The organism is Streptomyces sp. NPDC058246 (assembly GCF_042881985.1).
Lineage (GTDB): Bacteria > Actinomycetota > Actinomycetes > Streptomycetales > Streptomycetaceae > Streptomyces.
In genome coordinates this window covers 69,498-89,587 of the sequence record NZ_JBHVWZ010000037.1, presented here as the reverse complement: position 1 = coordinate 89,587, position 20,090 = coordinate 69,498, and the positions used below count along the sequence as shown (strand labels likewise).

At 71.8% G+C, this 20,090-nt stretch carries 16 protein-coding genes; 7 read left to right on the top strand and 9 right to left on the bottom strand.

Features of this window, described 5'->3' with window-relative positions; genetic code table 11:
* Positions 1 to 94: 94 nt before the first annotated feature.
* From ACFVXA_RS35410 to ACFVXA_RS35395, 4 genes are all read right to left on the bottom strand, one after another.
* Positions 95 to 988 (bottom strand): SRPBCC family protein, encoded by an 894-nt coding sequence (locus ACFVXA_RS35410; RefSeq protein WP_384398449.1) that lies wholly within the window; start codon positions 986 to 988, stop codon positions 95 to 97.
* A 67-nt stretch (positions 989 to 1,055) separates the two neighbouring features.
* Complete coding sequence (locus ACFVXA_RS35405; RefSeq protein ID WP_390028269.1) at positions 1,056 to 2,711, bottom strand: polyamine aminopropyltransferase; 1,656 nt, start codon at positions 2,709 to 2,711, stop codon at positions 1,056 to 1,058.
* A gap of 221 nt (positions 2,712 to 2,932) precedes the next feature.
* Positions 2,933 to 3,451 (bottom strand): DUF2617 family protein, encoded by a 519-nt coding sequence (locus ACFVXA_RS35400; protein ID WP_362022084.1) that lies wholly within the window; start codon positions 3,449 to 3,451, stop codon positions 2,933 to 2,935.
* Between the two features lie 565 nt (positions 3,452 to 4,016).
* On the bottom strand, positions 4,017 to 4,322 hold the full coding sequence (locus ACFVXA_RS35395) for a hypothetical protein (protein WP_390028268.1): 306 nt from the start codon (positions 4,320 to 4,322) through the stop codon (positions 4,017 to 4,019).
* A 139-nt stretch (positions 4,323 to 4,461) separates the two neighbouring features.
* Between ACFVXA_RS35395 and ACFVXA_RS35390 the strand changes: the two genes are divergently transcribed.
* A complete protein-coding gene (locus ACFVXA_RS35390) occupies positions 4,462 to 5,673 on the top strand; it encodes a pyridoxal phosphate-dependent aminotransferase (protein WP_390028267.1) in 1,212 nt (403 codons plus the stop codon).
* Positions 5,674 to 6,008: 335 nt separating this feature from the next.
* Positions 6,009 to 7,211, top strand: coding sequence for a glycosyltransferase family 39 protein (locus tag ACFVXA_RS35385; RefSeq protein WP_383745869.1), 1,203 nt, complete (start codon positions 6,009 to 6,011; stop codon positions 7,209 to 7,211).
* Between the two features lie 53 nt (positions 7,212 to 7,264).
* Here ACFVXA_RS35385 and ACFVXA_RS35380 read toward each other — a convergent pair whose 3' ends face one another.
* Positions 7,265 to 7,795, bottom strand: coding sequence for a YbjN domain-containing protein (locus ACFVXA_RS35380; protein WP_362022093.1), 531 nt, complete (start codon positions 7,793 to 7,795; stop codon positions 7,265 to 7,267).
* Positions 7,796 to 8,231: 436 nt separating this feature from the next.
* A complete protein-coding gene (gene clpB, locus ACFVXA_RS35375; protein WP_362022096.1) occupies positions 8,232 to 10,829 on the bottom strand; it encodes an ATP-dependent chaperone ClpB in 2,598 nt (865 codons plus the stop codon).
* A gap of 133 nt (positions 10,830 to 10,962) precedes the next feature.
* On the opposite strand from clpB, the gene ACFVXA_RS35370 reads away from it, so the two are divergent.
* Positions 10,963 to 11,376, top strand: a complete 414-nt coding sequence (locus tag ACFVXA_RS35370) for a TIGR03618 family F420-dependent PPOX class oxidoreductase (protein WP_362022099.1) — start codon at positions 10,963 to 10,965, stop codon at positions 11,374 to 11,376.
* Positions 11,377 to 11,510: 134 nt separating this feature from the next.
* Here ACFVXA_RS35370 and ACFVXA_RS35365 read toward each other — a convergent pair whose 3' ends face one another.
* Complete coding sequence (locus tag ACFVXA_RS35365) at positions 11,511 to 11,846, bottom strand: hypothetical protein (protein ID WP_362022101.1); 336 nt, start codon at positions 11,844 to 11,846, stop codon at positions 11,511 to 11,513.
* Positions 11,847 to 12,140: 294 nt separating this feature from the next.
* On the opposite strand from ACFVXA_RS35365, the gene ACFVXA_RS35360 reads away from it, so the two are divergent.
* Positions 12,141 to 13,124: a helix-turn-helix transcriptional regulator gene (locus ACFVXA_RS35360; protein WP_362022104.1), complete on the top strand. Its 984-nt coding sequence runs from the start codon at positions 12,141 to 12,143 to the stop codon at positions 13,122 to 13,124.
* 153 nt (positions 13,125 to 13,277) lie between these two features.
* Here ACFVXA_RS35360 and ACFVXA_RS35355 read toward each other — a convergent pair whose 3' ends face one another.
* Entirely contained in the window at positions 13,278 to 14,378 is a 1,101-nt protein-coding gene (locus tag ACFVXA_RS35355; protein WP_362022107.1) for a helix-turn-helix transcriptional regulator, read from the bottom strand.
* Positions 14,379 to 14,812: 434 nt separating this feature from the next.
* Here ACFVXA_RS35355 and ACFVXA_RS35350 point away from each other — a divergent pair, with 434 nt between their 5' ends.
* Genes ACFVXA_RS35350 through ACFVXA_RS35340 form a run of 3 tightly spaced genes read left to right on the top strand, consistent with a single transcriptional unit; the run spans position 14,813 to position 18,158 of the window.
* Positions 14,813 to 16,357: a circularly permuted type 2 ATP-grasp protein gene (locus tag ACFVXA_RS35350; RefSeq protein WP_362022110.1), complete on the top strand. Its 1,545-nt coding sequence runs from the start codon at positions 14,813 to 14,815 to the stop codon at positions 16,355 to 16,357.
* Positions 16,354 to 17,286: an alpha-E domain-containing protein gene (locus ACFVXA_RS35345; protein ID WP_390028266.1), complete on the top strand. Its 933-nt coding sequence runs from the start codon at positions 16,354 to 16,356 to the stop codon at positions 17,284 to 17,286. The genes ACFVXA_RS35350 and ACFVXA_RS35345 overlap by 4 nt, the downstream gene beginning before the upstream one ends.
* A 5-nt stretch (positions 17,287 to 17,291) precedes the next feature.
* Entirely contained in the window at positions 17,292 to 18,158 is an 867-nt protein-coding gene (locus ACFVXA_RS35340) for a transglutaminase family protein (RefSeq protein ID WP_362022116.1), read from the top strand.
* Positions 18,159 to 18,327: 169 nt separating this feature from the next.
* Here ACFVXA_RS35340 and ACFVXA_RS35335 read toward each other — a convergent pair whose 3' ends face one another.
* Entirely contained in the window at positions 18,328 to 20,061 is a 1,734-nt protein-coding gene (locus ACFVXA_RS35335; RefSeq protein ID WP_390028264.1) for a type IV secretory system conjugative DNA transfer family protein, read from the bottom strand.
* Positions 20,062 to 20,090 lie beyond the last annotated feature (29 nt).

Genomic DNA, 20,090 nt, shown 5'->3' with positions numbered 1-20,090 from the left:
CCCCCAGACCCCCCAAAAGATCGCGCGGTTCCCCGCGCCCCTGGACAGGGGCGCGGGGAACCGCGCGAACGGGGGCGGCGGGGGCGGGCAGAGGTCAGCGGCGCTTGCGCAGCGCCCGTGTCACGGCGATCGCCGAGGCCAGGGCCAGCGCCGCCGCCGGGGCGGCCCAGCGGAGGGTGGCGCGGGCCGCGGTGGCCTCCGGCGGCGGGACCGGCGCGTAGCGGCCACGCGGCGGCGCGTGGTCCACCTCCTCTGCACTGCGCCCGATCATCGTCCGTCGCGCATGCGCCGCCTCGGCCATGGCGTCCTCGCCTTCCCCGGGCTCCTCCTCCACCGCGAACTCCTCCCCGGTGAGCTCGTCGTCCACCAGCGGATCGAGCGACGGAGGCGGTACCTCGGCGTCGAAGACGGAGCCGGCCTCGGACCCGACCGAGGCCTCGGGCCCGGACTCAGCGACCGCATCGGATTCGAGCTCGGGCTCAGCCACCGCATCGGACTCGGACTCGGCCTCAGCCACCACGTCGGGCTCGGGCGCGGGCGCGGGTGCGGTCACGGCGTCCGCCTCGGCACCGCCCGCCCCCAGGCTCTCCCCGAACCGGCTCAGCAGCCGCGCCGCCGCGGAGGTCACCGCGTCCGGGGGCAGTTCCGTGATGCGGCCGTCTCCGGAGGCGGCGCCGGTGAAGGAGAGGGTCGTGCCGTCGGTGGTGGGGACCAGGCGTACGGCGAGGGTGAGTTTCACGGAGCCGTGGCCGCGGACCTCGGTCGCGTCGCCCTCGACGGAGTAGCTGCCGTCGTCCTGGGCGGCGACCCGGAGTGCGCCGCGGTAGGTGATGGTGTGACCGGCGACGCGGATTTTCAGGCGTCCGGAGACGGGTGGCGTCCCCGCATCCTGCTGGAGGCCGGGGACCGCGCGGGCCACCCGTGCGGGATCGGCCAGCGCCTCCTTCAGCCGCTCGGCCGGAACCGGAACGAACACCTCATGCTCCATGTCTGCCGAGCCTACCCAGCGTGGCGCGAACCGCACCCGGGTATCCCGGGATTCGCCCGCCTCCACCTCAGTCGGCGTACCGCGGATGCACCAGGGTGGAGGGAGAGAGACCGCCCGCGACCCGGGTGCGGGCGGCCGCGCGTGCGTCGGCCGCCAGGGCCGCCCGGGTCAGCGTGCGCAGACGCGGGCCGTGCGGTGCGAGGCCGAGGCGTACACCCGTACGGGAGGCGGATGCCAGGAGGAAACCCCAGTCGCCGGGGGCCTTGGACGTGCCGCCCGCCGTGCGGTCGGGGCCCGCCGCGAAGCCGGAGTGCCGGCCGCCCACGCGGTAGGGCGTGGTGAGCAGGCCGGCCGCGCGGATCGTCGTGTCCACGGTCCAGAAGACGCGGGGGCGGGAGGTGACCGGACCCGCGTGGACCACCAGCCGGCCGTCGGGGGCGAGGACGCGGCGCGCGAGGCCGTAGAACTCCTGCGAGTACAGCTTCGTACTGGCGGTGATGCCGGGGTCGGGGAGATCCGAGATGGCGACGTCGTAGGTGGAGGGGGCGTTGCGCAGCCAGTGGAAGGCGTCCGCCGTGATGACGTGGACGCGCGGGTCGTCGTACGCGTGCCGGTTGAGGGCGGCCAGGGCTCGGTCGGCGCGGGCCAACCGCACCACCTGCGGGTCGAGTTCGACGACGTCCACGCTGCGCACGCCCGGGTAGCGCAGCACTTCGCGGGCGGCGAGTCCGTCGCCGCCGCCGAGGATGAGCACGCGCGCGTGCGGGCCGTTCATCGCGGGGTGCACGAGCGCCTCGTGGTAGCGGTCCTCGTCGCGGCCGCTGACCCGCAGCCGGCCGTCGAGGAAGAGGTCGAGCGGGCGGCCGTGCGTACCGCCGGTGAGGACGACCTCCTGAACCCCCGTCTGGAGCGCGACCCGTACGTCCGCCCCGTACACCGCGTGCCGCGCGGCCCGTTCGAAGTCGTCGACCAACACGGCGGCCGAGGCGAGGAGTCCGAGGACGACGAGGTTGGCGATCAGGAGGCACCAGCGCCCCCGACGGGTCAAGTCCCCGCGGAACAGACCCAGTACGAGTGCTCCGCCGGCCAGCGCGTTGACCGTGCCGGTGAGCAGCGCGCCCGTCAGCTGGCCGAACAGCGGGAGAAGCAGGAAGGGAAAAGCCAGGCCGCCCACCAGCGCGCCCACGTAGTCCGCCGCGAACAGGTCCGCCACCGCCCCGCCCGGGTCCTGGCGACGGATGCGCTGTATCAGCTCCATGAGGAGGGGGACTTCGGCGCCGATCAGCAGGCCGATGGTGAGGGAGAAGGCCACCAGCAGATAGCGGTAACCGTTCGCCCAGGGGCCGCCCCAGTCGCCCGTCCACGCGAACACCGCGTACAGGGCCATCGCGCTGCAGCCGCCGACGAGTGCGAGGGCCGCCTCGACCGCGCCGAAGCCGGCCGCGGCGCGCGGGCGCAGCCGCTTCGCGGCGAGGGAGCCGACGCCCATCGCGAAGACCATGACGGAGAGCACGACCGAGGCCTGGGTGACCGAATCGCCGATCAAGTACGAGGCGAGGGCGACGAGTTCGAGTTCGTACACGAGTCCACACGCCGCGCAGACGAATACTCCGGCGAGGACGAGGAACCGCCCCATGCCCGGGCGGACGGGCAGCCGCGCCTGGCCCTGGAGGCACCAGGACGGCGGCGCGCCGGGGGGTGCGGGCGCGTGCGGTTCGATCACGCAGCGAACGCTACGTCACGCCGACGGTACGCCTCGTCACCCACACGTGTGGAACCGCGGCGCTTTGTGGCACCCCGGGGTTGGGGTGGGCGTCCCCTCGCGACCGCGGCCCCCGGACCCCCGCTTCGGCCCGAACAGCCTCGTCCGCGAACACCGGACGGGCTGGACGGTGCCCGCCCGCGCCGGGCAGGAACCCTCCCCCACCGCCGAGTGGACGGCCATCACCATGTCGCCACCACCCGCACCCCCACCCTCGTCCGCGTCGCCACCAACTGTCCGTCCTGGGGGTACGCGTGCCAGGTGCGCCAGTGGACCTGGCCCTCGTGGCGCTGGGCGAGCATCGCGGTGAAGGCGTGCGGGCTGCCGGGGAAGACACCGGCGAGGCCGTGGGGGTGGTCGGAGACCAGGGCCAGCAACTCCTGGGCGCGGCCGGCGAAGGAGCCGGGGGACAGTACCTCGACGCGAGCCGCGAACTCGTACTCCCAGTCGCCGACCCGCTTCGCCACACCGAGCGGAAGGGGCGTGCTGCTGCCGGGGATGCACGCGACGGTCTCCGAACATCTGCCCCGCTCCTCCTCCAGGAGTACCTGGTGGGACGCGCCGAGGAGTCTCAACTGGAGCTTCGCCCCGGTGAGTTCGAGATCGAGCGTGGCGAGGGCCGGCAGCGGCTCGCGGCCCAGGGTCCAGGCGAGATCGGCCGCACGCGTGTCGGTGTACGAGGTTTTCAGGGTCGTGAGCATGGGTCGGCTCCGCTAGCACGCAAAGGTGAGGTGGGGGTCCGGCGCACCCGGTCGGCACCGGGGGAACGGCCCGGTCAGCCCGGTCGGAGGGACATCCGAAGGACGGGTCCGATGGTTGTCCGAGGCCTGCCGGCCCAGGGCTGCGTTGGTGATTTAGAGGGAATCATGAACTGTGGCGCCGCCACAGCGTTTTTACCCAACTTCGGAGGGTTTCCATCCCCCCGAGGGCTCCACAGCTCAACTGTTCAACTACGGCGCGCGCCGGGCGCGCGCCCACATCCCCCGCAAGCCGCCCCCCGGCGCACGGAAGTTCCCGTCACAGGTGGTCCCCCCGGCGCGCGGAAGCCCCCCTCCCGAGCCGCCACCCCGGCGCGCGGAAATCCCCATCACAAACCGCCACCCCGGCGCACGGAAGTCCCCCTCACAAGCCGCCACCCCGGCGCGCGGGCTCGCGCCCCTCAGCACGGGGAAGTGCCCGCCGGCTGCCCCGTTCCCGGCCCAGTCCGACGGGCACTTCCCCGTGCTCCGGATGCGCTTCCCCCGAAGGGAGCTCAGCTGCCCCGTGTCAGCTGCCTCCGCCGCATCCGCCCCCGCCGCAGGAGGACCCGCCTCCGCAGGACGAGCCCCCGCCGCACGACGAGTGACCGCCGCCGCACGAGTGGCCCCCGTGGTGGCCGCCGGACGAGCCGCTGCCGCAGGACGCGGCGCCGCCCGCCCCGCCGGCCCACCAGCTGCTGTTCGAGGAGGAGGAGCCCCCGCGCGTCCGGCGGCTCCCCTTCGAGAGCCCGACCTTCTTCTGACTCCGGTCGGCGGCCTTGAAGACCACGACGAACACGACGAGCACGACCGCCAGGATGATGCCGATGACCATGGCGCCACCCTCCTTTCGTTCCCCCGAAGCGGCCCCCCGTGGGCCGAGCTTCCTGTTATCGCTTCTTGCGTGACAGGGGGATGCCCTCGCGTCTCACAGGCCAAAGCAGAGTTGAGGAAGTCCAGAGCTTGGGCGCAGGATGACCGGCATGACCCCCAGCGCACGCCCCTTCCTCAACCGCCGGCTCGCCGAGTTCGGGACGACGATCTTCGCCGAGATGTCGGCGCTCGCGGTGAGCACCGGTGCGATCAACCTCGGCCAGGGCTTCCCCGACACCGACGGGCCCGAGGAAGTGCGGGAAGCGGCCGTGCGGGCGCTGCGCGACGGGCGCGGCAACCAGTACCCGCCGGGTCCCGGCGTACCCGAGCTGCGCACCGCGATCACCGCGCACCAGGAGCGCCGGTACGACCTGTCGTACGACCCCGACACCGAGGTCCTGGTGACGGCGGGCGCCACGGAGGCCATCGCCGCCACCCTGCTCGCGCTGCTCGAACCCGGCGACGAGGTGATCGCCTTCGAGCCGTACTACGACTCCTACGCGGCCTGCATCGCGATGGCGGGCGGCACACGGGTACCGGTCACGCTGCGCCCGTACGAGGAGACCCGCGACGGAGACGTCCAGCGGCGCTTCCGGCTCGACCTCGACGAGCTGCGCGACGCGGTCACCGACCGCACCCGGCTGCTGCTGATCAACACGCCGCACAACCCGACCGGCACCGTCCTCACCCGCGAGGAGCTCACCGAGATCGCGAAGCTCGCCGTCGAGCGGGACCTCCTGGTCGTCACGGACGAGGTCTACGAGCACCTCGTCTTCGACGACGCCGAGCATCTGCCGCTGGCCGGCTTCCCGGGGATGCGCGAACGGACGGTCACCATCGGGAGCGCGGGAAAGACGTTCTCGTTCACCGGGTGGAAGGTGGGCTGGGTGACCGCGCCGCCCGCCCTGGTCAGCGCCGTACGGTCGGCGAAGCAGTTCCTGACGTACGTGTCGTCGGGGCCGTTCCAGTACGCGGTGGCCGAGGCGCTCGCGCTGCCGGACGCGTATTTCGCGGCGTTCCGCGCGGACATGCTGGCCAAGCGGGACGTGCTGGCGGCGGGGCTCACCGAGGCCGGGTTCGCGGTGTTCCGCCCGCAGGGCACGTACTTCATCACCACCGACATCCGGCCGCTCGGCGAGTTGGACGGCTTCGCCTTCTGCCGCGCCCTGCCGGAGCGCGCCGGCGTCGTCGCCATCCCGAACGCGGTCTTCTACGACCACCGGGACGCGGGCGCGCCCTTCGTACGGTTCGCGTTCTGCAAGCAGACGGAGGTGCTGGAGGAGGCGGCGAAGCGGCTCAAGGCGGCGTGGTAGCTCCACCGGCGGCCCCTCCGGACTCCGCGGGGCCGCCCCCCTCCGGACTCCGCGGGGCCGCCCCCCCCTCCGGGCTCCGCGGGGCGGTCCCTCCGGAGTCCGCGGGGCGGCTTCTCCGGGCCCCGCGGGACGCGCCGCCGGTGACTCCACGGGGCGCGGGGAGCGCCGCCCGTGACTCCATGGGACGCGGGGCTCGCCGCCGGTGACTTCGGGGGCGCGGTGCCGTTAGCACTGTGAGCGGGGTTCGTGCGGTCGGCGCGCCGGGGCGACGTGAACGGTACCCGCACGGACGTACAAAGCTCGCAAATACCCCGTAGGGACCGCACAGTTCGGGTGTGACCCAGCCGAGTACCCTCGCTCGCCCCGCCCGTACGGAGCCCGGGGACCGCGCCGATCCCTCGCCCCGCGACGCGCGCACTTCGGCGGCCGCCGCGGCGACCGCCCTCGGGCTGTTCGCCGCCGCGCGCCTCACGGGCATCCTCGTACTCGCCGCGACCGCCTGGGCGACCGGCAGGCACCCGCTCGCCCTGCTCGCGCGATCCTGGGACTCGATCTGGTATCTGGGGATCGCGGCGCACGGCTACGGCCGGACGCTGTACTTCCGGCCCACCGTCATCCACAGCGACCTGGCGTTCTTCCCGCTGTATCCGGCGCTGGTGCGCGCCGTCACCACCCTGACCCCGCTGAACGCGAGCACGGCGGGGCTGCTGGTCTCCTGGCTGGCCGCAGGGGTCGCGGCCTGCGGGGTGTACGCGATCGGGGCCCGGCTGCACGGCCGCGCGGTCGCCACCGTCCTCGTGCTGCTCTGGGGCCTGCTCCCGCACTCTGTCGTGCTGTCGATGGCGTACACCGAGCCCGTGCTGACCGCCTTCGCCGCCTGGTCGCTGTACGCGGTGCTCACCGAGCGCTGGCTGTGGGCGGGCGCCCTGGCGGCGCTCGCGGGGCTGGCCCGGCCGAACGGGTTCGCGGTGGCCGCGGCGGTCCTCGTGGCGGCGGCGTGCGAGATCGGGCGGCGGCGCGGCCGGAAAGTTCCCCACAGCCTGTGGACGGGCGCGGCGCTGGCGCCGCTCGGCTGGGGCGGCTACGTGCTGTGGGTGGGACGCCGCAAGGGCGATCCGCTCGGCGGGTACTTCGAGGTGCAGCGGCTGTGGGGCTCGCGCTTCGACTTCGGTGTGGGATCACTCCGCTTCATCAAGCACCTGCTGCTGCGCGGGGACCGTCTCGTGTTCCCGGTGACGCTGATGATCGTCGCGGCGGCCGTTCTGCTGTTCGCGCTGCTGATCGCCGACCGCGCGCCGCTGCCGCTGCTCGTCTACAGCGGCGTACTGCTGCTGGTCGCGCTCGGCGGCTCCGGGTTCTTCGAGTCGAAGCCGCGGTTCCTGCTGCCGGCCTTTCCGCTGCTGCTGCCGCTGGCGGGGGCGCTGGTGCGGACGGCGAGAGCCCGGCCCTGGCACGCGACCCTGGTGGTCGGCGCCCTGGCCGGGCTCTCGTTCGCTTATGGCGCGTATCTGGTGGTGATCGCGCACACACCGCTCTAGGGCCTCGGCAGGCCGTGACGGGCCTGGCAGGCCGCTGGCGGGTTGACGGAGGACTACTCCTCGTCGTCCTCGGGCTTCTCCGGCTCGTTGATCTCCTGCTCCAGGCCGAGCTGCTCGACAAGCCACTTGTCGAACTCGATGGCGGCCCGAACCCAGCTGACCGTCGACGAGACGAAGTGCTCCAGGGCGACGCCGGTGCCGATCAGCATCTGCGCCTCGCCGATCAGGCGGACGGTGCCGTCGTCGTGCGTGTGGCTGTAGACCTTCGGCCACAGCGTGCGGCGGTTCCAGTCGTCGATGGACTCCAGCAGCGCGGGCTTCTCGTCGATCTGGTGCGGCCGGTCGTAGAACGTCCGCACCGAGAAAACCTGCTGGTCACCCTCGCCGCGGAACATGAAGTACGTACGGAACTGCTCCCACGGCGCCGCGAGGTCACCCTCGTCGTCGACGACGTACTTGAGCTCCATCTGGTCGAGGAGCTGCTTCACGAGGTCCTGATCCGGGACGACGGGGCCCGCGGGGCCGCCGGGCTGCGGCTCGGGCTGGCCCCCGAAGTTCGGAATCGAGGACGGGTCGATGCTCACCGTGTATTTCCCTTCGTACGGATCCTGCCATCCTCCCCCATCCGGGGCGGGGGGTGGCAACCCTTGGCGGCTCCTTCCGCCGGTGGCGGACAAGATCCGGTCACGAACGGCGCAGCACCCTGACATGCCCCGGTCATCCCCACCGGACGAAACCCCGGACCGGACGGAGACGGGGCCCCTGGCGGGCGCCTGGCGGGCCCCCGGCGGGCGGACGGCGGCCCCGCAGCGGGCGTACGGCGGCCCCGCGGCTGGCAGGTGGCGGACCGGCGCGGCCCGAGGCAGGCGGGCCGCTGTAGCCGCCGCAGTGGGCCGTCAGCACGACGCGCGGGACACCGGCGGCACGTGCGGGCCGGGTGCTGCCGTCCGCGTGGCACAGCCCCGGCTCCGGGGTGGTCGGAGGCGGGGCTGTGTGGTGGGTGTGACCGAGGGGCGGCGGCTAGAGCGTCTTGCCGGTCGCGGGGCCGACGATCAGGCCGTCGCCGAACGCGTCCACCCGGACCGTGTCGCCGTCCTTGACCTCGCCCGACAGGATCTCCTTGGCGAGGCGGTCGCCGATGGCGGTCTGGACGAGACGGCGCAGCGGGCGCGCGCCGTACGCCGGGTCGTTGCCCTCGTCCGCGAGCCAGGCCAGTGCCGCGTCGGTGACCTCCAGGGTCAGCCGGCGCTCGGCGAGCCGCTTGGCGAGCCGGTCGATCTGGAGCCTGGCGATGCGCTCCAGCTCCGCCTTGTCGAGCGCGGAGAAGACCACCAGGTCGTCGAGCCGGTTGAGGAACTCCGGCTTGAAGGAGGCCCGTACGGTCTCCAGTACCTGCTGCTTCTTCTCCTCGGCGGAGGTCAGCGGCTCGACCAGGAACTGGCTGCCCAGGTTCGACGTCAGGATCAGGATGGTGTTGCGGAAGTCGACCGTGCGGCCCTGACCGTCCGTCAGCCGCCCGTCGTCCAGCACCTGGAGCAGGATGTCGAAGACCTCAGGGTGGGCCTTCTCGACCTCGTCGAGGAGCACGACGCTGTACGGACGCCGCCGCACGGCCTCGGTCAGCTGGCCGCCCTCCTCGTACCCGACGTACCCGGGCGGGGCGCCCACCAGGCGGGCGACGTTGTGCTTCTCGCCGTACTCGCTCATGTCGATGCGGACCATGGCCCGCTCGTCGTCGAAGAGGAAGTCCGCGAGCGCCTTGGCCAGTTCGGTCTTGCCGACGCCGGTCGGGCCGAGGAAGAGGAACGATCCGGTCGGCCGGTCCGGGTCGGCGATTCCGGCACGGGTGCGCCGTACGGCGTCGGAGACCGCCTGCACGGCTTCCGTCTGCCCGATGAGCCGGCGCCCCAACTCCTCCTCCATGCGCAGGAGTTTCTGCGTCTCGCCTTCCAGCAGCCGCCCGGCCGGGATGCCGGTCCAGGAGCCCACCACCTCGGCGATGTCGTCCGGCCCGACCTCGTCCTTCACCATCGTGTCCTTGGCGGCTTCCTCCTCCGCCTCGGAGGCTTCCTCCAAGGCCCTTTCCAGGGTGGGGATCTCGCCGTAGAGCAGCTTGGAGGCGGTGTCGAAGTCGCCGTCGCGCTGGGCGCGTTCGGCCTGGCCGCGCAGGTCGTCGAGCTTCTCCTTCAGCTCACCGACGCGGTTGAGGGACTGCTTCTCCTTCTCCCAGCGGGCAGTGAGCCCGCGCAGCTCCTCCTCCTTGTCGGCGAGGTCGCGGCGCAGCTTGTCGAGCCGCTGCTGGGAAGCGGGGTCGGTCTCCTTGTCGAGGGCCAGTTCCTCCATGCGGAGCCGGTCCACCGCGCGCTGGAGTTCGTCGATCTCGACCGGGGAGGAGTCGATCTCCATGCGCAGCCGGGAGGCCGCCTCGTCCACGAGGTCGATGGCCTTGTCGGGCAGGAAGCGGGAGGTGATGTACCGGTCGGAGAGGGTGGCCGCGGCGACCAGCGCGCTGTCCGCGATCACGACCTTGTGGTGCGCCTCGTACCGCCCCTTGAGGCCGCGCAGGATCGCGATGGTGTCCTCGACGGACGGCTCGGCGACGAGCACCTGCTGGAAGCGGCGCTCCAGCGCCGGGTCCTTCTCGATCCGCTCGCGGTACTCGTCCAGCGTGGTGGCACCGACCATGCGCAGCTCACCGCGGGCGAGCATCGGCTTGAGCATGTTCCCGGCGTCCATGGCGGAGTCACCGCCGGCCCCGGCTCCCACGACGGTGTGCAACTCGTCGATGAAGGTGATGATCTGCCCGTCGGAGTTTTTGATCTCGGCGAGGACGGTCTTGAGCCGTTCCTCGAACTCGCCCCGGTACTTCGCCCCGGCCACCATGGCGCCGAGGTCGAGCGCGACGAGCCGCTTGTCCTTGAGGGACTCGGGCACGTCACCCTTCACGATCCGCTGGGCGAGCCCTTCGACGACGGCGGTCTTGCCGACGCCGGGCTCACCGATGAGAACGGGGTTGTTCTTGGTACGGCGGGAGAGCACCTGCACCACGCGCCGGATCTCCTGGTCCCGCCCGATGACGGGATCGAGCTTCCCGTCCCGCGCGGCGGCGGTGAAATCCGTACCGAACTTTTCGAGCGCCTTGTACTGGCCCTCGGGATCCGGAGTCGTCACCCGGCGCCCTCCCCTGCTCTTCTGGAACGCCTCGAGGAGCCTCTTCGCGTTGGCCCCCTGCTGGGAGAGTACGTCGCCGCTCTGGCCGCCCTTCGCGGCGATACCGATGAGCAGGTGCTCGGTGGAGAGGTACTCGTCCCCGAGCTCCTTGGCCTTGTCGGCCGCCTCGGCGATCACGGCGAGCAGCTCGCGGTTGGGCTGCGGCGGCGCGACGGTGGAGCCGGTCACACTGGGCAGGCCGGCCAGGACGCGCTCGGCCCCGGCACGGACGGATGCCTGGTCGGCGTCGACGGCGGCCAGCAGATCGATGATGTTCTCGTTCTCCTGCCCCCCGAGCAGCGCGAGGAGCAGATGCGCGGGGGTCAGATCCGGGTGCCCCTCGGACACGGCCCGGTTGGTGGCCGCGTTGATCGCATCCCGGCTCCTGTTGGTCAGCTCGGCGTCCACGGTCGCGTTCTCCTCCTCGCGTCAGCGTGCGTGCGGTGCGCTATGCGGTGTGCTGCTCATGCTGAGTGTGCCAACGAGCACAAAGTTGAGTCTATTCCACTCAAGGATGGGGACGGAAGTACATTCAGGCCTCATGGCTTCGTATCCGGTGGACCCGCGGCAGCCCGACGCCGCCTACCTCACCTTCTGGCGCGAGCGGCACCTGTGCACGCTGACGACGCCCCGCCCCGACGGGAGCCCGCACGTGGTGCCCGTCGGCGTCACCTACGACCCCGACGCCGGTCTCGCTCGGGTGATCACCAACAAGTCCAGCGCGAAGGTGGGACACGTGCTGGCCGCGGGGGCGGACGGGGCGCGGGTCGCGGTCTGCCAGGTGGACGGCCGGCGCTGGGCGACGCTGGAGGGGCGGGCGACGGTGTCCGTCGACCCCGCGCGCATCGCGGAGGCGGAGCGGCGGTACGCGGAGCGGTACGGGCGCGTGCCGTCGCCGAACCCGTCCCGGGTGGTCATCGAGATCGAACTGACGTCGGCGATGGGACGCGGCTGATTTCGGCCTCTGTCGGAATGCCCCGATACCCGGAGGTTTCACGTAAAACTGCAGCGGCGGCACCGTGTTCAGGTCACGGTGACGCCGCTGCGGGGGGAAGTACCTGCGCGATCTACTACGACGGGGGAATCGCGTCAGGCACTGCGGGGGGTGGCTGCAATGGTCTGTACGTCCGGGGCTTCCGGTTCGGCCAGCTGGTGGTCCCGCTGGTCGAGGTTCACAAAGATCATTCCGTATCGAATGGCACACCGTACTGGCTGCGGCGCCCCCCGAGGCCGTCGCAGACACCGGTACGCCCGCACGTCGTCGTCCTCGTCCCGCGTGACCACCACGGGCTCGCCGAACACCGTCACCATGAGCGAGTCACCGCAGTGGGGGATTGCGGTGGCCAGATCGATGAAGTGCCAGCCGGAGCGGTAGGCGGTGGCCATCTCTCGGCGAAAGGAGCGGTCGTCGGGTGGAGTCGTCATGTCACTTCCCACCGCCGGCAGACGTGGTGGACACGGCCACCGCCGGCCAGGCACTGTCCGCCTGAACGCCACCCTTCCCACCGGAGAAGCCACTCAGCGCTCCGAAAGCCACAACGGCGGAGAAGGCGGCGACAAGCACCGAGCGAAGCATTCTGTTACGCATAGTCGGCTTCGTCCTCACTTGAAGGTCCCCTCTTCCCCCGTCGGATACGACGATGGCTCATTCAGGCACGTCATGACCACATAATCGATGCATCATGTTCCTGCACGTTCAGGACCCTGGGGGGTGGAGATTTGGAAACGAATCGGATTAAAGCGACACATCCCCATCCGGTGACCGAGCTGTGCGAGGAGGGCGGCCGCCTTTATGCGGATGCCCTGCGCACGGGACGCATCGCCCGCGCGGATGTGGAGCCTGCCCCCTGCCTGATGCAGTACGCCCTTCTCCACCCCGATCCTGACGACGCGAACTGGCTGCGCCCCGTTCCCGCCTCCGTCGCCCTGGCCCAGCGGCTCAACCCCATAGAGCGCGAGATCAGCGAGCGCAGGCGGCAGTCGGTCGAGCTGGCCGACGCTTTCGAGCCGTTCATGACCCTCAGCGCGCAGCAGTCGTCGCCCACTCACTCGATCACGGTGCTGGAAGGCGGCGAGCGGATCAACGCGGCGCTCGACCTGGCCACGACCCAGTGCCGGACCGAGATGCTCACGGTCCAGCCGAGTGGCAACCGGCCCGAGCGGGGGCTCCTTCGGGGGCTGGAGCGCGACAGGCCGTTGATCGAACGTGGTGTGCGCATCCGGACGCTCTATCAACACACGGCCCGCTACAGCCCGGAAAAGCTGGCCTACGTGGACCAGCTCTCCAACGGCAAGGCGGAGTACCGCACCATCGACGAGCTGGTCGAGCGCCTCATCATCTGCGACGAGACCGTCGCCTTCATCCCCACCCGCGACGACCAGCAGGTCGCTCTGGAACTTCGTCACCCAGGCCTCGTCCGCTATCTGATCAAGGTGTTCGAGTTCCTGTGGGACCGCGCGGTCCCGCTGAGCACCGGCGCCCCCTACGAAACCGCCCCCGACGGCATCACCGACATCCAGCACTCCATCGCCAAGCTCCTCGTGGAAGGCCACGTCGACGAGGCCATAGCCCGCCGCCTCGGCATGAACGTCCGCACCTGCCGCGCCCACATCGCCAAGCTGGCCACCGCGCTCGGCAGCGGCAGCCGGGCCCAACTCGGCTTTCTCATAGCGCAGTCCGGGATGCTGGAGCAGGATCACTGAAAACACTCGCCGCGAGCCTCTGCAGCGGCAGCGGCAGCGGCAGCGGCAGCGGCAGCGGCAGCAGCAACGGCAGCGGCGGCAGCGGCGGCAGCGGCGGCAGCGGCGGCAGCAACAGCAACACGGCAACGGCAACCGGGCCCCGACTCGGCTATCTCATAGGGCAGTCGGGGATCCTTGATCAGGAACACCCGGAGCAGCCGGAACAGCGGGAACGCCCGGAGCGGCGGGGGCATCGGGGGCAGCGTCAGGAACCGTGATCGCCTGAAGCTCCCCGGGGCGGGGCGGGCCGTCCAGCCCCGCCTGCGCGATCCGCACCCCCAGCTGCGTCCGGCTCGCCGCCCCCAGCGTCTCCGACAACCGCGCGATGTGCGCCCGGCACGTCCGCACGCTGATCCCCAGCCGCTCCGCGACCACCGCGTCCTGGTGGCCCTCCGCCAACAGGGCCGCGATGGAACGCTCCCGGTGCGTGATGCCCTCGATGCCCGTCGACGGGAGCGGGGACGTCAGCGGGATCGCCAGGCGCCACAGACGCTCGAAGACGGTCACCAGGTAGTCCACCAGCGCGGGATGGCGCAGCTCCAGCGCGATCGTGCGGTCCGAGTTGGCCGGGATGAAGGCGACCCGGCGGTCGAAGAGGATCAGGCGTTCGACGACCTCGTCGAGGGTGCGGGCCTCCGCCACGTCGCCCATCAGCTCCATGTAGTTCAGGAGGCCCTGGCCGTGGCGCGCCACGTGCGTGTACAGGTCGCGCATGTGGACACCGCGGCGGCGCATCTCCAGGGCCCGGTGCAGGCCCTCGGAGAGTTCGTCCTCGCGGCGGATGCCGCCCGGCTGCACCGTGAGGACCTCGCTGGTGCACTCCTCGGTCGCCTTGTCCATGGCGGCCCGGATGCGCGGGAGTCCGTCGAGGACGCGGATCGCCACGCCCTCGGCCGGCGCCTGGACGCGGCCGCCGAGCCCCGCGTACCACTCGAACGCGGACACCGCGTCGCCCACCCGCGCCTGGCTCGCGCTGACCTCCTCGTACACCCCGTGCAGCAGCCGTGTCATGACCTCCTGCGGCGAGGTCGGCACCAGCCAGCCCATGTCGTCGGGGTCGGGGTGGAGCAGCGCCAGCTCCAGCAGGCAGGGCACCGCTTCCGCGTCCTCGCGGGGCACACGGCCGCGCCGCACGGCCCGGGAGTAGACCCGGTCGCCGGCCTCGCACAGTCGGTCAGCGCCGTGCGGATGCGTGTCCGTCCCGTGCCCGGCCATCTCCCACCCCTGGCTCCCGCCCTGACGTAAGCCCCGTGTTCCCGCGTCTTTCGCGGCGCAACTACCCGTGTTACAGCGTGTTCCGCAGCGCAACTATGCGCGGCCGCGTCCGGCATCGCAACACGGCTGCCCCGCCCGCGCGCCCCCTCTTGTCCGTATATGCAGCTACAAATCCTCACCTCCGCCCCGCCCCTTGCAACAAGCTGACGGTGGTGCGGGCCCGGCGCCGGGTGCACCGTGGTACCGCTTTCCACGGGCGTGACGGCGCTCGGGCGGCCCCTGGTCGGTCACCCCCCTTTTCGGCCAGCCCCGCGGCGCGCGCCATGCACGCGCGGGCGCGCACATCCGTACGCCGGCGTGCCGCGAAACGCCGTGTGAGCCGGTGGAAATCGTCGAGTGATCGGCGTGTTACGTACCGCACTTAACGTCAGGCCATGGCGGACATATTTGACGCGTACGCGTTGGCCGATGCGTGGGACGAGATGTTTGAGCGGCCGGGTGAGGTCAGGACCGCCTATGAGCCGGTGCTGGCGGCGTTGCAGCCGATCGAACCGGCCGAACTGCGGTTCAGGGCCGACCAGATGGCGCGGGCCTTCACCGACCGGGGGGTGACCTACGCCTTCGCCGGCGAGGAACGGCCCTGGCCGCTCGACCTCGTCCCGCGCATCCTCGACGCGCTCGAATGGGATCTCGTCCAACGCGGGGTGGCCCAGCGGGTGCGGGCACTGGAGGCGTACCTCAGCGACGCCTACGGGCCGTGCCGGGCCTTCGAGGACGCGGTGGTGCCCTGGCGGCTGCTGCTCAACTCCCCGCACTTCCACAGAGCCGCGCACGGGGTCGAGCCACCGGGGGGCGTGCGTATCCACGTCGCCGGGATCGATCTCGTGCGCGACGAGGCCGGGGACTTCCGGGTCCTCGAAGACAACGTTCGCGTGCCGTCCGGCGTGTCGTACGTCATCGAGAACCGGCGCGCGATGACCAGGATCTTCCCCTCCCTCTTCGCCGAGCAGCACGTGGTGCCGGTGGACGGGTACGCGCACAAGCTGCTCGCCGCGCTGCGCGCCGCCGCGCCCGACGGGGCCGGCGACCCGCGCGTCGTCGTGCTCACCCCGGGTCCCAGCAACGCGGCGTACTTCGAACACGCCCTGCTCGCACGGCTGATGGGCGTGCAGCTGGTGGAGGGGCACGATCTCGTCTGCCGGGGCAACCGGGTCTTCATGCGGACCACGCGCGGTGAGATGCCGGTCCACGTCGTATACCGGCGGCTGGACGACGACTTCCTCGATCCGCTGCAGTTCCGGCCCGACTCGGTGATCGGCTGCCCCGGCATCCTGAGCGCCGCGCAGGCGGGCACGGTCACGCTCGCCAACGCCGTCGGCAACGGCATCGCCGACGACAAGCTCCTCTACACCTACGTCCCCGACCTCATCCGCTACTACCTCGGCGAGGAACCGGTTCTCCCGAACGTGGAGTCCTACCGTCCCGACGAACCGGGGCAGTTGGAGGCCGTGCTCGACCAGATCGACCAGCTGGTGATCAAGCCGGTGGACGGCGCGGGCGGCCAGGGCATCGTCATCGGCCCGAAGGCCGACCGGGAGACGCTCGACCGCACCCGCGCGGCCGTCGCCGCCGACCCGCGTGGCTGGATCGCGCAGCGCCCGGTCGCGCTCTCCACCTCCCCCACCCTCGCGGGCGAGCGCATGGCGCCACGCCACATCGACCTGCGCCCGTTCGCCGTCAACGACGGCAGCGACGTGTGGGTCCTGCCGGGCGGGCTCACCCGGGTCGCGCTCCAGGAGGGCAACCTCATCGTCAACTCCAGCCAGGGCGGCGGCTCCAAGGACACCTGGGTGCTGGCGGAGGGCCCCGCCGAGCGGCCGTCCACCGCGTCGCACGCCTCGCTTCCCGAGGTCTTCCCGCGCCAGCTCGGACCCGACGGCAACCCCACCGTCGTACAGGAAGGGGCACAGCAGCAGTGAACGACGTGATCCTCTCCCGGATAGCCGAGGCCCTGACCTGGACGGGCCGTTACGTCGAGCGCGCGGACGCCACCGGCCGCATCCTGGACGCCTATCTCCACCGCCTCCTGGAAGACCCCTGGCGCGACGAGGACGTCGCCTGCCGCTCCCTGTACGCCATCCTCGGCGTCGACGCGGGCGGGGCCCGGGTCGATATGCAGCAGGTGCTTGACCAGCTGGCCTTCGACGCCCGCTCCACGGGTTCGATCGAGGGCGCGCTCGGCGCGGCCCGCCTCAATGCCCGCAGCGCCCGCGAGGCGGTCTCCTCCGAGATGTGGGAGTGCCTCAACTCCACCTGGCACGCCCTCGCCGACCAGCGCCTCGCGGCGCGCCGCACGGGCCCGTACGCCTATCTGGAGCTGGTACGCCGCCGGGCCGCCCTCTTCTTCGGGCTCGCCGACTCGACGATGAGCCGGGACGACAGCTGGCGCTTCGTGGTGCTGGGCCGGAGCCTGGAGCGGGTGGACATGACCGTCCGGCTGCTGTCCGTACGGGTGCTGGACGCGGCGCACGCCCCCGACTGGCCGACGCTGCTCAGCGCGAGCGGCGCCGACGAGGCGTACGCCCGTGTCTACGGGGGTTTCGGCGACACCCCGCGGGTGGCCGAATTCCTCCTCCTGGACCGCGACTTCCCGCGTTCGGCCCTGCACACCCTGACGACGGCGGAGGAGTGCCTGGCGGCGCTCGGCCGCCCCCGCCAGGACCCGGCCCGCCGTCCGATCGGCCGCATGCGGACCCGCCTCGAATACCTGGACCTCGCCGCACTGGAGGACCAACTCCCGCTGCTGCTCAAGGACCTGCAGCAGGCCTGCATGGCCTCGGCGGAGGCGGTGGCGGAGAAGTTCTTCCCGTACCAGGGGCCCGTCGAATGGGCCCAGGAAGGAGCGTGAAAGCGATGAGCGACACCCGTACGCCGACGACCACGCGCCGTCTCCGTATCCGTCACACCACCCGCGTCTCGTACGCGCAGGCCGCCGTCTCCTCGCACAACGAGGTCCGGATGACCCCGCTGACGCTCCCCGGACAGACCACCCTGGACGCACGGGTGACCGTCGACCCGTCCACCACCACCTGGTCGTACTGGGACTACTGGGGCACCCAGGTCACCGGCTTCGACCTGATGGAACCGCACGCCGACCTCACCATCACCGCGTCGAGCCTGGTGGAGACATCACCGCCGGGTCCGCCCGCGCCCGCGCCCACCTGGGCGGAGCTGGCCGAGGCGACGGCGACGTCCCGCCTGCTGGAGTTCGCGGCGCCGACCGGCCGGACGAAGGTGTCGCCCGAGCTGGTGGAACGGGCGCGCTCACTGACGGCCGGCCTCGACCCGCACGAGACGGCGGTCGCGGTCTCCTCCCTGGTCACCGGACAGGTCCGCTACATCCCCGGCGCCACCGGCGTGAACACCGGCGCCATGGAGGCCTGGGAACAGGGCGCCGGCGTCTGCCAGGACATCACCCACCTCACGGCGGCCCTGCTGCGCGGCCTCGGCCTCCCCACCCGTTACGTCTCCGGCTACCTCCACCCCGAACGCGACGCCGAACTCCACCGCCCCGTCCCCGGCCAGAGCCACGCCTGGATCGAGTACTGGGCCGGCGACTGGACCGGCTACGACCCCACCAACAGCACCCGGGCCGACGAGTCCCACGTCATCGTGGGCCGCGGCCGCGACTACGACGACGTGACCCCGCACAAGGGGGTGTACCGGGGGGTGGCCGGGGGGCCGCCGGAGGTGACGGTGGAGTTCACACGGGTGGCGTGAACGGAGGGCGGTGTCACGGCAGATGGCGTCAACGGCGGGTGGCCGGAACGGCAGGTGTCGTGAACCGGGCCGGGCCGAGGAGGCGATCACGCCCTCGGTCGTCCCGGCACGACCTGGCACGTCCTGGCACGTCCTGGCACGTCCTGGCACGTCCTGGCACGTCCTGGCATCAGGCCGCCCCGGGGTCGTACTTCGCCAGGGACGCCTTGACCTCGCGGGCGTACGGGCCCTCCCACCACGGAATGGTCTCGACGAGGACCGGCTTGGTGCCGGAGGCCAGGACGAGGGCGCGGCCGGGCGGCATGGAACCGAGATCGGAGACCTGAAGGACGCGCTCGCGGCGGACAGACTCACTGAGGGTGCGGTTCCCCGACCAGCCGCCCGCCTCGGAGCCGCGGCTCGTCTGGTACTCGCGCAGCTCGAACTCGCCCGCCAGCTCGCTCAGATCGCCCAGGAAGCGGGTGTCGGAGACACCGCCGCCGTACACCCGGACGTTCGCGGCCGACCAGAGCTTCTCCATGCCGCGCTCGCCCCACACCTCGATGCCCTGAGCCCAGGACTGGAGGATCGTCATCAGGACGATGCCGCGCGAGCCGTAGTGCGAGTAGAGGTCGGGCAGGGTGCGCCAGCGGCAGACGTTCGCGGCCTCGTCGAGCACGCCGACCAGGGGAAGGGGGAGACGGCCACCGCGCTGTGTGGTGGCGTACTCCTCGGCGGCTTCCACGACGGCCACCGTCAGAGCGGTCACCAGCGGGCCCGCCGAGTCGCGGCCCTCGCGGGAGAGCGAGTACAGCGTTCCGCCGGTGCGGACGAACGCGTGCGGGTCGAACTCCGGCGCCGCGGGATCGGCGGGCGGCGTCACCCACCGGTTGACCTCGGGATTGACCAGGCAGGACGCCATCTGCTGGGCGACACCGTAGATACCGCTGCGCTGCTTGTCGGGGGCGCTGATGACGCCGCCCAGGCCGTCGGCGGACATGGTGTGCCCGGCGGCGCGCAGGATGCGCTCCGGAGTGTCGTCCTTCGGGTGGGACAGCCACGTGTAGATCTGGGTGACGGGCGCCCCGGCGGTGGCGGCGGCCAGCAGCAGATGGGCCAGCAGGTCCTGGCCCGCCGGGTCGAAGAACGCGTCCGTCGAGGCGTTCGCGTCCCGCGAACCCGAAGCGAAATGGTCCGCCATCTTGCGGGCCTTGGCGACATCAGTGACGTACGAGAGCGGATTCCACCACCAGCTCGGTGCCTCCTGCGCCACCTGCTGCGGATCGAAGACCCAGACCGGGCCGCGCGCGGTACGCGGACCACGCGTCGCGTCCACGATGTCCCGCTTGTTGGACGTCACGAGCACGGCACCGGGACCGTCGAGGATCGCGGGGATCGCGCGCCGGGTCGTCTTGCCCGTCCGCGGACCCCAGATGTCGACGTGCATGTCCTCGTACGAGCCGAACAGGGGCTGTCTGCCCTTCACCGACCGCCCGATGAAGACGCCCGGCGTGCTCGTCCGCACCCCGAGTCGTTCGGCGGTGGCCGCGGCGCCCTTCATCGTGAGCTTGCCGAGTTCGTCGCCGTGCGCGAGGTGCTCCGCCGCACCGTCCACCTTCGGCTTGCCGCGGAGCCGCTCGCGGATCCGGTACACCGCCAGAGCGAGGATGCCGAGGAGCAGCGCCTCACCGGCCGCCACCGCGCTCGCCGGGCCGCCCGGCCAGCTGTAGTCGCCCTTCACCCAGGCCACCACGAACGACAGCGGGTCGGCGGGCGGCTCCGGCTGGTCGTCGGCGAAGCCCGCGCCGACCTTCGCGGCCAGCCAGGCACCGCCGACGCCCAGGAGAACGACCGCCACGAGGGCGGCGATCTCGAAGGTCCAGTCGTCGTCCGCGCGGGGTTTCCTCTGCTGTTCTGCGGTCATCCTCGGGGTCCTTTCTGCTGGCTGCGCCG

Coding starts and splice junctions, on each gene's coding strand:
- ACFVXA_RS35350 (WP_362022110.1), top strand. CDS start 14,813: ATGGCGGACATATTTGACGCGTACGCGTTGGCCGATGCGTGGGACGAG.
- ACFVXA_RS35365 (WP_362022101.1), bottom strand. CDS start 11,846: ATGACGACTCCACCCGACGACCGCTCCTTTCGCCGAGAGATGGCCACC.
- ACFVXA_RS35400 (WP_362022084.1), bottom strand. CDS start 3,451: ATGCTCACGACCCTGAAAACCTCGTACACCGACACGCGTGCGGCCGAT.
- ACFVXA_RS35395 (WP_390028268.1), bottom strand. CDS start 4,322: ATGGTCATCGGCATCATCCTGGCGGTCGTGCTCGTCGTGTTCGTCGTG.
- ACFVXA_RS35340 (WP_362022116.1), top strand. CDS start 17,292: ATGAGCGACACCCGTACGCCGACGACCACGCGCCGTCTCCGTATCCGT.
- ACFVXA_RS35370 (WP_362022099.1), top strand. CDS start 10,963: ATGGCTTCGTATCCGGTGGACCCGCGGCAGCCCGACGCCGCCTACCTC.
- ACFVXA_RS35410 (WP_384398449.1), bottom strand. CDS start 988: ATGGAGCATGAGGTGTTCGTTCCGGTTCCGGCCGAGCGGCTGAAGGAG.
- ACFVXA_RS35335 (WP_390028264.1), bottom strand. CDS start 20,061: ATGACCGCAGAACAGCAGAGGAAACCCCGCGCGGACGACGACTGGACC.
- ACFVXA_RS35390 (WP_390028267.1), top strand. CDS start 4,462: ATGACCGGCATGACCCCCAGCGCACGCCCCTTCCTCAACCGCCGGCTC.
- ACFVXA_RS35355 (WP_362022107.1), bottom strand. CDS start 14,378: ATGGCCGGGCACGGGACGGACACGCATCCGCACGGCGCTGACCGACTG.